Annotated in this window: 10 protein-coding genes; 6 read left to right on the top strand and 4 right to left on the bottom strand. The window is 71.0% G+C overall.

Going from position 1 to position 12,459, the window contains the following annotated elements; all coding sequences use genetic code 11:
• Together VFG40_RS11070 and VFG40_RS11065 are read right to left on the bottom strand one after the other, a co-directional pair.
• Window positions 1-690: iron-containing redox enzyme family protein (locus VFG40_RS11070; protein ID WP_324897410.1), on the bottom strand; the 690-nt coding region annotated here is incomplete at its 3' end.
• A gap of 664 nt (window positions 691-1,354) precedes the next feature.
• Window positions 1,355-1,744 carry an MAPEG family protein gene (locus tag VFG40_RS11065; RefSeq protein ID WP_324897409.1) on the bottom strand — a complete coding sequence of 130 codons (390 nt, stop codon included), beginning with the start codon at window positions 1,742-1,744 and terminating at the stop codon, window positions 1,355-1,357.
• 131 nt (window positions 1,745-1,875) lie between these two features.
• Between VFG40_RS11065 and yjjG the strand changes: the two genes are divergently transcribed.
• From yjjG to VFG40_RS11035, 6 genes are all read left to right on the top strand, one after another.
• Entirely contained in the window at window positions 1,876-2,553 is a 678-nt protein-coding gene (yjjG, locus tag VFG40_RS11060) for a pyrimidine 5'-nucleotidase (protein WP_324897408.1), read from the top strand.
• A gap of 82 nt (window positions 2,554-2,635) precedes the next feature.
• Window positions 2,636-4,306 carry an FAD-dependent oxidoreductase gene (locus VFG40_RS11055; RefSeq protein WP_324897407.1) on the top strand — a complete coding sequence of 557 codons (1,671 nt, stop codon included), beginning with the start codon at window positions 2,636-2,638 and terminating at the stop codon, window positions 4,304-4,306.
• A gap of 290 nt (window positions 4,307-4,596) precedes the next feature.
• Complete coding sequence (locus tag VFG40_RS11050; protein ID WP_324897406.1) at window positions 4,597-5,730, top strand: carboxylate-amine ligase; 1,134 nt, start codon at window positions 4,597-4,599, stop codon at window positions 5,728-5,730.
• Entirely contained in the window at window positions 5,727-6,884 is a 1,158-nt protein-coding gene (locus VFG40_RS11045) for a hypothetical protein (RefSeq protein ID WP_324897405.1), read from the top strand. Before VFG40_RS11050 ends, VFG40_RS11045 begins: the two co-directional genes overlap by 4 nt.
• A 132-nt stretch (window positions 6,885-7,016) precedes the next feature.
• Window positions 7,017-7,988, top strand: coding sequence for an NAD-dependent epimerase/dehydratase family protein (locus tag VFG40_RS11040; protein ID WP_324897404.1), 972 nt, complete (start codon window positions 7,017-7,019; stop codon window positions 7,986-7,988).
• Between the two features lie 147 nt (window positions 7,989-8,135).
• On the top strand, window positions 8,136-10,652 hold the full coding sequence (locus tag VFG40_RS11035) for a membrane-bound PQQ-dependent dehydrogenase, glucose/quinate/shikimate family (protein ID WP_324897422.1): 2,517 nt from the start codon (window positions 8,136-8,138) through the stop codon (window positions 10,650-10,652).
• 3 nt (window positions 10,653-10,655) lie between these two features.
• Here the strand turns inward: VFG40_RS11035 and VFG40_RS11030 are convergent, their stop codons facing one another.
• A complete protein-coding gene (locus VFG40_RS11030) occupies window positions 10,656-11,321 on the bottom strand; it encodes an NAD(P)H-binding protein (RefSeq protein WP_324897403.1) in 666 nt (221 codons plus the stop codon).
• A gap of 41 nt (window positions 11,322-11,362) precedes the next feature.
• Complete coding sequence (locus tag VFG40_RS11025; protein ID WP_324897402.1) at window positions 11,363-12,391, bottom strand: hypothetical protein; 1,029 nt, start codon at window positions 12,389-12,391, stop codon at window positions 11,363-11,365.
• Window positions 12,392-12,459: the final 68 nt, after the last annotated feature.

Raw genomic sequence — 12,459 nt, 5'->3', positions numbered from 1 at the left:
CTGGATGCATTCGCTGATGTGCGCTATTTCGCCGACGGACGGCGAAGTTCCAAGCAGAGTGCAGACAATCTCCAATGCTTCCCATGGATGGGTGTCGTCGTAGGCCGCATGCAGTTGCAGCCAGCGCAGCGCGGATTTGCGGATGGAGTGCGGGAAGCGCTCCGCATACTCGGGGCTGTCATGGAGCAGCCGCGACCACTCGCCCGTCGCGCCCTCGACCGCATAGTTGGTCGCGGCGATGCTCGCCGCCAGCGAACCGTGGCTGCTGATCTCCTCGCACCAGTTGGCCAGCACCTGTGTGCCGTGCGGCGCCATGCCATTCAACACTTCCTCGCGCGGCACGCCCGCACCTTCCGCCCAGTTCAGCCAGTACTCGGCGTGGTTCTGCTCCACCCGGATGTTGCGTACCAGCCAGCGCCGAGCGAGGTTGTCGCCGGGGCTGCGGCCGTAGCGGGTCTTGAGCAGGTTCAGTGCCATGAAACCCGGGAAACGCTCGATGAAGGGCCACAGGCCCATCATGAAGTTGGCGGTGGATGCGTCGTCCAGTCGCAGGTTCATCATCAGCTTCCAGATCTCGTGGTCGAGCACGCGCTTCTTGGTGCTTTCACAGTCGGCCACCATGTCCTGCGCCCATTGCGGGTAGCTGGACAGTTCGGCGAGGGGGCCGGTGCGTTCGAAATGCTTGGTCATGGGTTGCTCCATTCGTTGGTCGGGCTGGCGCTGCCGGAAGGGCCGGCCACGGAGACCGCGCCGGCCGAGCGTGCGACCGGGCAGCTTCGGTCGCCGCAAGAGAATGGCTCTGCGGCGTCACCCCTCGGCAGGTGCGCCGCAGACCGGCCGGTCGCTGCCAGGGACCGGCACGACAGGCGCGCGCACGAGGAGTCCGCAGCGATTCCAGCGTCGCGAGTACGCTGTCTGTCCGGGGCCGCGTGCGCCGACGCCCCGCCCCGTCCGGGTCACCGCCGGCCTGAACCTCAGATCGCCCCTGCCTACCGTAATGGATGTCCGCAACGCCGCACGCGCGCCGTGAGACGGCGCCGGTCGGCGGCATGAGCGCAGCGAGCCCGAAGCTCCCGGCGCCCGCAGGAATGGCTTCGACCCGCCGCACCGGCGCGCATCTCCGCCACCGTGCGCCGCCAGCAGGGAGCTCCCCGGGATAACCGGCGGGTGTCGCCTGCGCATGACTCGACACTCCCACGGTCGCGGCGACCGTCAGCTTTGCGTCCCGTCGCTGCCGCTTGCGCGGGCAGCGGCGCGAATGACATGTGCCGGGTCTGGTCAGGCGGTCGGGCGGCGTGTCGGCCGCAGGACGCGGCATCCCACCGTAAACCGCCTCAGAGCGGCGGCGATGGCGTCAGAACAGCCCTTCGATCACCTGCAGCATGCCCCAGAACCCGACCGCCCAGACCAGCGTGCGCAGGTAGGGGATGCCGATGACGTAGATCGGCAGGTAGGCAACCCGCGCCCACAGGTAGATCTGCGCGCCCAGTGCGGTGGAGGCATCGGCTTTCTGCGCCAGCACCACCGCGAGCGCGGCGGCAGCGAAGAACGGGAAGGTCTCCAGGAAGTTGCCGCTGGCGCGGGCCGCGCGCGCGGCGAAGCCGGTCAGCGGACGCACCTCGCCGTCGCGATTGCCGGCGTTCCATGCCAGACCCCGTTGCGCGGTAGCCAGCGCCGCGGCCACCAGCACGTGCACCAGCCCCAGCACCACTGCCCAGGCCAGCATCTTCAATTCCATCGTCATGGCACCGCTCCGCTGTGAGGTAGACCGGCGTGCGCAGGTCGCGCCGCGGGTCCGTGCAGGCTAACCGATGTGCTGCCGGCGCAGCCGCCGCTAAGGTAGCGCCCTGCCCTGCCGCCCCGGAACCGACCGCCGTGACCTATCGCTGGATCCTGTTCGACGCCGACGACACCTTGTTCCACTTCGACGCCTACCAGGGCCTGCGCCGCATGTTCGAACGGCACGCGGTGGACTTCACTCCGGATCACTACGCGCAATACCAGCAGCTCAACAAGCCGCTGTGGGTGGATTACCAGAACGGCGCCATCACCGCGGCCGAGCTGCAGACCACCCGCTTCGACGGCTGGGCGCGCCAGCTTGGCGTAGCCGCGGCCGATCTGAACCTCGCGTTCCTGGAATCGATGGCCGAGATCTGCACGCTGCTGCCGGGCGCGCAGGCGCTGCTCGACGCCCTCGCCGACGCCGGCGTGCGGCTGGGCCTGATCACCAACGGCTTCACCGCGCTCCAGCTGGCGCGACTGGAGCGCACCGGCCTGCGCGAACGGTTCGACCCACTGGTGATCTCCGAGCAGCTGGGCGTGGCCAAGCCGGACGTGCGCATCTTCGAACACGCGCTGCAGGCGCTGGGCGACCCGCCGCGCGAGCAGGTGCTGATGGTGGGCGACAACCCGCACTCGGACATCCTCGGTGGCCTCAACGCCGGCCTGCACACCTGCTGGTTCAATCCGCACGGGCAAGCCGCACCGGCGGGCATCGCGGCGCATCACGAGGTGCGCGCGCTGGGCGAGCTGCAGACGCTGCTGCTGGGCTGACGACTCCCCCAAACGAGGTAGCGACGCCGGCCCGTGCGGTGCGACGATGGCCGACACGCGATCGACGCGAGGGAGAGTCACCATGGGCACCGCCACTACCGCCCAGCGCCGGGCCGACCAGATGTTTCCGGTGCTTCCGGCCGAAGATATCGTGCGCATCCGCCGCTTCGGCGAGCCCCGCACTTACGCGCCCGGCGAGGCGGTGTTCCGCACCGGCCAGCGCGGCATCGGGCTGATCCTGATCCTCAACGGGCGGGTCGACATCACCCAGCACGACGGCGCCGGCCAGGTGGTGCAGATCGCCCACCATGGCCCGGGCGAGTTCATGGGCGAAGTCAGCGGCCTCACCGGCAAGCCGGCCCTGGTCGACGGGACGGCAGCCGCGCCGGTGCAGGCGCTGTGGCTGAGCCCGGAGCAGCTGCGTCGCCTGATCGTTGCCGAGGCAGACCTCGGCGAGCGGCTGATGCGTGCATTGATCCTGCGCCGCACCAGCCTGATCGAATCGTGCGCGGCGGGCCCGCTGGTGATCGCCGAGGCCGATGATTCGGGCCGCGCGCGGATCGGCAACTTCCTGCGCCGCAACGGCTTCCCGTTCCGTGCCGTCACGCCGGAGCAGGATCCGGCGCTGGCCGACCTGCTGGCGCCCTATCGCGACCACCCGGAGAGCTGGCCGCTGGTGCTGCTGGCGGACGGTCGCCTGTTGCGCAATCCCGACGAGCACACCTTGGCCGAGGCGCTGGACATGGTCGGCAGCGATGCCGCCGATCGGGTCTACGACGTGGCCGTGGTCGGCGCCGGCCCGGCCGGGCTGGCCACCGCGGTCTACGCCGCCTCGGAGGGGCTGTCGGTGGTGGTGCTGGATGCCCGCGGCTTCGGTGGCCAGGCCGGCGCCAGCGCACGCATCGAAAACTACTTCGGCTTTCCAACCGGCATCACCGGCCAGGCACTGACCGCTCGCGGCTTCGTGCAGGCGCAGAAGTTCGGCGCCGAGATTGCCATTCCCGCCTGCGTGGCCTCGCTGGACTGCGAGGCGACCGACGGCATCCACCGCCTGCGCACCGAGGAGGGCCGCACGTGGTCTGCGCGCACGGTGGTGATCGCCAGCGGCGCGCGCTATCGGCGGCCGCCACTGGAGCACCTGGCCGACTTCGAGGGGCGCGGCATCTGGTACTGGGCCTCGCCGATGGAGGCGCAGCTGTGCGCCGGCCAGGAGGTGGTGCTGGTCGGCGGCGGCAATTCCGCCGGCCAGGCGGCGGTCTATCTGGCGGCGCATGCGCACAAGGTGCGCATGATGGTGCGTGGCGACGGCCTGGCCGCCACCATGTCGCGCTACCTGATCGATCGCATCGAGGCGAACCCGGCGATCGAGCTGATGACCCGCACCGAGATCGTCGCGCTGGAAGGCGACGCGCGCGGCCTGCAGACGGTGCGCTGGCGGCATCGCGACAGCGGCGCGCAGACCGACGCGCCGATCCGCCACGTGTTCCTGTTCATTGGCGCCGAGCCGGCCACCGAGTGGCTGGCCAGCTGCAAGCTGACCACCGATCGCCACGGCTTCGTGCAGTGCGGCAGCGATCCGGCCTACCCGCTGGCGACCAGCCGTCCCGGCGTGTTCGCCATCGGCGATGTGCGATCGGGCTCGGTCAAGCGCGTGGGCGGAGCGATCGGCGAGGGCGCCACGGTGGTGGCGCAGATCCACGCCTGGCTGGCCGCGCAGGCGTCGCACGGAGCGGCGGCCGAGGTGGCCGCCTGATCCGGCCGGCTCCGTAGCCGCCCCTGCACGGCCGCCACGGCGCGCGGCGCTTGCATCGCCATCCATCGCTGCGGCTGACGAGATCGCCTGCCGCTGCGCGCGGGCCACTCGATGGCCGGCGCCGCGCCCGATAAACCGGCCGGAAAAGCCGGGCCAGGCCGTGTCTCGCCGCCCTGACGCGCAGCACCGGCGCTGACGGCGCGAGCCGCCTTTGATTCCTCGCGACCCACCACGCGACGCCGCCTCCGGCAAAGGTGTCTGATGCGCCTTTCCACACGAGGAGGTGCGTCATGGTCACGTTGGGCATGGAAGAGGAAGTGCAGGTGGTCGATGCGGCAGGCGAGCTGGCGCCGCACGAGTTCAGCGAGGGGCTGGCCGACGCGGCCAGCAGCGAGGGAGCGATGGATCGCGAGATCCACCGCTGCGTGATCGAGCTCAAGACGCGCATCTGCCACGGCGTGCCGGACCTCGTTGCGGCACTGGACACCTTGCGCGCACAGGCGCGACGCAAGGCCGCCGCGCAGGGGCAGCAGATCCTGATCGCGGGGGTACACCCCACCGCACGCTGGCAGCAGCAGGCCATGCACGAAGGGCCGGCGTTTCCCCATTACGCGGCGCTGGTGGAGGAGTATCAGGACGTCGCGCGCAGCGCCTTCAGCTTCGGCATGCACCTGCACCTGGGCTTCGCTCCCGGCGCACCGCGCATGGCGATCATGAACCGGCTGCGCCACGTCCTGCCCGAGGCGCTCGCGCTGTCGGCCAGCTCGCCGTTCTTCGAAGGTCGCGACAGCGGCCTGCACAGCTGGCGACACAGCCTGCTCGACCGCTACCCACGCATGGGCACGCCGGAGGTGTGGAGCAGCGAGGAGGATTACGCCGAGCACGTGCAGCGCCTGCGCCGCACCGGCTGCATCGGGCCCGAGCAAGGGCTGTGGCAGGACCTGCGCCTGCACCACCGCTACGGCACGCTGGAAATCCGCATCATGGACACCCACCCGCAGCTGTCGCGCATCGGGCTGATCGCCACGCTGCTCAAGTGGGAAGCGGAGACGCTGGAGCTGGAACTGGCGCAGGGCCGCGCCGGACCGCCGTGGCCGCGCGCCTGCATCGACGAGAACAAGTGGCGCGCGCGTCGCCACGCCATGCAGGCGCGCTGGATCGACTGGGACACGGATGAGGAAGTCGCCACGCCACGGCGCTTCGAGCGCTGGTGGTCGCGCATCGCGCCACGCGCGCTGCACGTCGCAGAGCGACATTTCTGGGAGCGCGAGCTGGCCGATGCGCTGGACGAAGGCAGCTTCGCCGATCGGCTGCGCGCGCAGTTGCGCGCCGAGCAGGGCGACTGGCGCGACACGCTGCGCTGGATGGTGGCGCAGTCGAGCGACAGCGGCTGCGAGCTGGCCCGTGCCGAGGGTTGGTCATGAGCGCCGTGCCGCAGATCACCTTGCACCGCCTCGGCGCCGAGCCGTTGCGCCAGGCACTGGCCGAGGTGCGCGCGCCGCACCTGCCGCAGAGCCAGATGTCCGACCACTACGCGCAGGGCAACGGCGCCCTGCATCGCGCGCTGCAGGCCAAGGTCGCGCACCTGGTCGAGGCGCTCGGGCCGCAGCTGCGCCGCCCGCGCCCGCAGTGGCACGGCGCCACCGCGGATGTGCTGGCGCTGGACCTGGCCTTCGTCGAGCACCCGCAGCAACCGTTCGAGCTGGCCTGGGTGGAGATCCAGGCCTTCACCTCGATGCTGCCGACCTTCCACACGCTGCACCAGGCGCAGCGGCGCCTGCACGGCCTGGACCCCCGCTGGCTACCGCATGACCCCGCGCCGTACGGAGTCTCCTGGGCCGAGCACCTGCGCCGCTGGGTGGCGCCGAAGCCGGCCACCGTGCTGATCGAGGATCGCCCACGCGAACGGGCCACCTGGCCCGACCTCGACGCGGCCCGGCACTGGTGGCAGGTCGCCGTGCACGACTGGAGCGAGCTGATTCCCGCGCACGGCCTGCTCTACCACCCCGGCACGGCGCGGCATTTCGGGCATGTGTGGAACCGCCTGATCCTGTCGGACCTGCCGCGCTTCGAACGGCAACGCGCCGAGGCCACGCTGATCGCGGCCGACAAGGTCGGCTGGCACAGCCATCCTGCCTGGTACGAAGGCATCCACAAGGGCAGCCTGGCCGACGTGGCGCTGGCCGACCACGAGGCCTGCCACTGGGTCGAGAACAGCCCGCTTCGGGCCAGCGGCTGGCAGGCTGCCCACGCCTGCGTGGCCAAGGCGGTGGCCGGACACTCCGGCAGCGGCCTGCTGCTGGCGCCGACCGCCGAACAACTCGCCGCCCTGCCGACGCCGCGCCAGTGGATCGTGCAGAACCGCTTCCGCCAGACCCCGATCGGCGTGCACCCGGACACCGGCAAGCCGCTGTTCGGTGAGGTGCGTTGCATGCTCGGCGTCGAGCCGGGCCGGCCGCCGTGGGTCATGGCGTGGATCCTGCGCCTGTCCACCAACGGCATTGCCACGCTCACCGGGCGGCACACCCTGCCGGGCGAGGGCATGACGATGCTGTATTTCGACGCGGCCGCCGCATGATGTCCCAAGCACGGCCTGTGCCTCGACGTCGCCGGGCGGCGCACACCGTGGCAAGCGGTAGCGCTATCCGCAGCCGGTCGACATTATCCGCGGGATCCGCATGACACCTGCCACACGAACCAGGCCATCCTCATGAGCGACGTCTTCCTTACCGGCGCCAGCGGCTTTCTCGGCGGCCACCTGCTGCGCGAGCTCGCCGCCGCGGGTCACCGCGTGCGCGCGCTGTCGCGCCGGCCCCGCACCGATGCGGCGATCGCCGCGCTGGGCGGCACGCCGGTGCGCGCGTCGCTCGCCGATGCCCATCAGCTGCAGCGCGCGATGGAAGGCTGCGAGGCGGTGTTCCACGCCGCCGCCGACACCAGCCTGTGGCGACCTGGCGCTGCCGCGCAGCTGGCCACCAACGTTGGCGGCACCATCCAGCTGCTGCGTGCGGCCGAGCGTGCGCGCGTGCGGGCGTTCATGCACACCTCTTCGGTGTCGGCTTACTCGCACCTGGTGCGCGGCACGATGACCGAAACCACGCCGCAGCGCGGCGGCGAGAGCTGGATCACCTACGAGCGCAGCAAGTACCTCGGCGAGCAGGCGGTGCGCGACAGCGCGCTGCCGTGGATCGTGTTCAACCCGTCGCACATTCTCGGTCCCGGCGATCGCAACAACTGGTCGCGGCTGATACGCCTGGTGGACGCCCAGAAACTGCCGGGGATCCCGCCCGGCATCGGGGCCTTCGCCGACGTGCGCGAAATTGCCCGCGCGCAGGTGCGCGCGTGGCAACGCAGCTGCTTCGGCGAGGCGTACCTGCTCGGCGGTGAGCAGGCGAGTTTCGTCGACTTTGTCCACCGCGTGGGCACGGCACTGGGACGACGCACGCCGCGTGGCGCGACCCCGGCCTGGCTGCTGATGGGCTACGCCCGCGTGCTCGACGCGCTCTCCCGCCTCAGCCGCCGCGAGCCGGACGTGACACCGGAAGGCGCCGCACTCACCTCGCATCGCCTGCAGGTGGATTCGGGCAAGGCCAAGCGCGAGCTGGACTACCTCGAGACGCCGCTGGACATCCTGCTCGCCGACACGCTGGCGTGGATGCGTACCGAGGGCATGCTGCGCTAGCGACCGGCACGCAGGCGCGTGCATCAAGGCACGCTTACCGCCTCGCGATGCGATGGCGGCCCTTCGCGCCACGCGCACCCGCGTTTCACGTCGGCTTTGTTGCGCACGCCCTAGCGTGGGCGGAGGTTTCCGACGGAGCACGTGATGATGATCGAGCGCGATGGACGAGCGACCGGCCGCGGCTGGCCGATCACCCTGGGTGTGGTGATTGGCCTGCTGGCCCTCGCGATGATCGGCGGAGGCGCATGGCTGATCACGCTGGGCGGCTCGTGGTACTACGCGCTGGCCGGACTCGCGCTGCTCGTCGCGGCGGTGCAACTCGCGCGCGGGCTTCGCTCCGGCGCCTGGTGGTTCTTCGGCGTGCTGGCCGCGACGGTGCTGTGGACGCTGTGGGAAAGCGGCCTGGATTACTGGGGCTGGATTCCCCGCGACGGCCTGCTGGTGCTGCTGGGGATCGCGGTGGCGCTGTGCCTGCCGCGGCTCGTGCCGCACACGCGGCGGCCAGTGTGGATCGGGTTGGCCGTGGTGCTGGCGCTGGTGTTCGCAGGTGCGTTCGCGCTGGTGTTCGCGCCGCACAATGTCTACCACTCCGGCCAGCCGTTGCCTGCAGCCGGCCGCGTGGCCTCCGCCGCCCCGGTGATTGCGCCGGCGCAGCCCGCCAACGCTCCGGCCGCCGGTGACTGGGCCGCCTACGGTCGCAACAATGCGGCGACGCGCTACACGCCGCTGAACCAGATCACTCCGCAAAACGTGGATCAGCTAAAGCAGGCGTGGGTGTTCCACACCGGCGACCTGCCGAAGAAACGCTACGGTGCCGAAACCACGCCGCTGAAGATCGGCGACCGCCTGTACCTGTGCACGGCGCGCAACGTGCTGATCGCACTGGATGCGCACGACGGCCACCAGCTGTGGCGCTACGACCCCAAGGTGCAGACGTCATCGATTCCCTACACCGCCGCATGCCGTGGCGTGGCCTATTACGCGACGCCCGCGGTCAGCGCCGAGGACGCGCTGGCGACCCCGCCAGGCGACCAGGCGCCGGCGCAGAGCGCGAGCGCGCCGCCGCCCGTGTACACCAGTCACATCGCCGCCGCCCCGGGCGCGCCCGGGGCGTGCGACGCCCGCATCATCGAAGGCACCCTCGACGGCCGGCTGATCGCCGTGGACGCGGCCACGGGCAAGCCGTGTGCGGACTTCGGTGACCACGGCCAGGTCGACATCACCCGTGGCATGGGCGAGACGCCGGCCGGTTATGTGGCGATCACCTCGGCGCCGACGATCGTGCGCGGCGTGGTCGTGACCGGCCACCAGGTGCTGGACGGCCAGCGCCGGTGGGCGCCGTCGGGTGTGATCCTCGGCTACGACGCGGTGAGCGGAAAGCTGCGCTGGGCGTGGGACATGGTGCACCCGGAGCGCAACGGCCTGCCGCCGCCGGGCAAGACCTTCGCCCGTGGCACGCCGGACATGTGGACCACCGCCACCGGCGACGAGCAGCTCGGGCTGGTCTACATTCCGCTCGGCGCGCCTACCGGGCAGTACCTTTCCAGCTCGCGGCGACCGGCGGAGAACGAGTATTCCGATTCGCTGGTGGCGCTGGACGTGAGCACCGGCCGACCCGCCTGGCGGTTCCAGTCGCAGCAGCACGGGGTGTGGGATTACGACCTGGGATCGCAGGCGAGCCTGGTCGATTTTCCCGCCGCCGGCGGCAGCGTGCCGGCACTGGTGCTGCCGACCAAGCAGGGCGACATGTACGTGCTGGACCGCCGCACCGGCCAGCCGCTGACCGGGATCGACCGGCGCCCGGTGCCCGGCGGCGGCGTGGAGCCGGACCAACGTGCCCCGACCCAGCCGTTCTCGCGCTATCACACCGTGCGCAAGAGCGACCTCACCGCGAGCAACATGTGGGGGCTGACGCCGGTGGACCAGCTCGCCTGCCGGATCCAGTTCCGCCAGGCCGACTACCGCGGCGTCTACACGCCGCCGACTTCGCGCCGACCGTGGATCGAGTACCCCGGCTACAACGGCGGCTCGGACTGGGGCGGCGTGGCGATCGACCCGCACCGCGGCGTGATCGTGGCGAACTACAACGACATCCCCAACTACGATCGCATGGTGCCGCGGGCCCAGGCGCAGAAGGCGGGCTGGAAACCACGTGACGAGGACGACTCGAACAACAAGGCCGGTCCGCAGACCACCGGCTTCGCCCAGCTCGATACACCCTACGGCTACACCATCAATGCCGGCTGGCGACTTCCGGTGACGAAGATGCCCTGCAAGGAACCCCCCTATGGCGGCATCCAGGCCATCGACCTGAAAACCGGCCGCACGCTGTGGGATCGCCCGCTGGGCACGGCGTTGCGCAACGGCCCGTTCGGCCTGAGCTCGCACCTGCCCTTCACCATCGGCACGCCGAACAACGGCGGCTCGGTGGTCACGGCCAGCGGGCTGATCTTCATCGCCGCGGCGACCGACGACCTGATCCGCGCGATCGACCTGGCAAGCGGCAAGACCTTATGGACGGCCAAACTGCCCGCCGGCGGCCAGGCCACGCCGATCGTCTACCGCGCGGACGGGCGCGAGTACCTGGTGATCATGGCTGCCGGCCACCATTTCATGGAGACGCCCGAAGGCGATTCGCTGGTGGCCTACGCGCTGCCGCAGTGACGTTCAGCGCGCCGCTGCGGCGATGTCGCGCGACTCGAGCACCGGCGTGGGCCAGCCGCCTCGCGCCAGCGTGAGCAGCGCCGCGCCGACCACGTCGGTATCGAGCACGCTATCGGGCAGCAGGCGGCGCAACAGCGGCAGCAGCGGCGCCGCCAGTCGGTAGAACCAGCGATAGCTGCCGGTACGCGAGACGATGCCGTGCAGCGGCCGGATCACGCCCGGACGTATCGCGTGCACGGCCTTGAACGGCAGCTGGCGCAACGCGTTTTCGGTACGCCCGCGCACCCGTGCCCACATCACTCGCCCCTGCTCGGAGCTGTCCGCCCCCGCGCCGGACACGTAGACAAAGGTCATCGCCGGGTTGCCGGGCGCCAGCATCCGCGCCACCGCCAGGGTCATGTCGTGGGTGAAGTGGGTGTACTGCGCTTCGTCCATGCCGGCGGAGGTGCGCCCGATGCAGAAAAAGCAGGCGTCGAACCCGCGCAGTGGGTCGGCCAGCGCTTCGGGATGCCACAGGTCGTCGTGCTGCACTTCGCGCAGCTTCGCGTGCAGCTGGCCTGTCGGCGTGCGGCCCACGGCGACCACCTCGCGCACGTCCGGCGCCTGCAGGCATGCGCGCAGCGCCGCCTGGCCCACCATACCCGTGGCACCGAACAGCAGTACTCGCATCGCGACCTCCCCGCCCGTCGGCACATCCCGCTCCACTGCAATCAGTCCGCAATCGCCAGCACGCATTCATCGGCGCCCCACGCGCGGCAGCAGACATTGAACACGCTGATCTCGTGCGCCGCCACACGCGGCACCAGCGCCCCCTGCAGCAGGCCGCCGAAGAAGGCGCAGCCGGAGTGTCCCGGCCGGTCGCACAGCGGGCTCTGGCGAATGTGCAGCTGCTCGCCCTGGAGCACCACGTCGACCATCCCGCGCAAGGCCGGCAGCCCCGCCTGTGCCACCGCATCCGCCACCGTGAGCGGCGCTGCCGCGGCATCGGCCGGCGCCATGGCGCGACCCAGGCGCAGCCCTGCCGCGTGCAGTGTCGGCTCGCGCGCACCCGGGGCCACTGCGTCCTCCAGTGCACGCAGCTGCTCCACCAGCGCCGCCGACACCGTGGCGCCATCGAGCAACCGCGCGATGGTGGCTTCATCCGCCGGCAGCGCCGCGATTTCCACAAACGGGTCGGCCGGCGGCGGGGCCGGCGCAGGCGGCGGTGGCGGCGTCGGGAGCAGGAACTCGTCCGGTATCTCGATGCGCTCGACGGTGGCAGAGCGCGTAGCGACCAGGGGCTCCGCCGCGAGCTCGACCGTGGGCGCGGCGGGCGGCGGCGCGGCAGGCGGTGGCGCGGAGTCATAGCCGGTCGACGGCGTTGCGCGCGGCACACTCGGAGCCATTTTCCCGGGTCCGGCAGGGATCGGTGGCGCTGCTTCCGGCGCGGTCGGCGGTGCGCTCGGCACGTAGCCAGACGTGTCGATGGCACGCACCGCGGCGAAGTGCGGACGCATCTGGCCGGCCTCGGCTGGTGCCACCTCGTGACTGATGACCCGCTCGTGCTGTTGCAGCGCGTCCTCCAGCGCGCGCTGGCGACGCGGCGCACCGGCCACCACCAGCGTGAGCAGGGCGCCGTGACTGCCCATCACCAGCCGCTGCCGCTGCAGGGTAAATCCGTTGGCCGAGGCGAGTCGGCCCATGTCCATGAGCAGGCCCTCGCGCGCGTGCGCGAGCACCTGCACTTCCAGCTCGATCATCAGGCCCCCCTGTCTTCGATGCCGGTGATGCGTGTGTTGTACGCATACCTTGCCACGAATCGGCCGCG

The organism is Dyella sp. (assembly GCF_035685805.1).
Classification (GTDB): domain Bacteria; phylum Pseudomonadota; class Gammaproteobacteria; order Xanthomonadales; family Rhodanobacteraceae; genus Dyella_A.
This window is presented reverse-complemented; position numbering and strand designations above follow the sequence as displayed.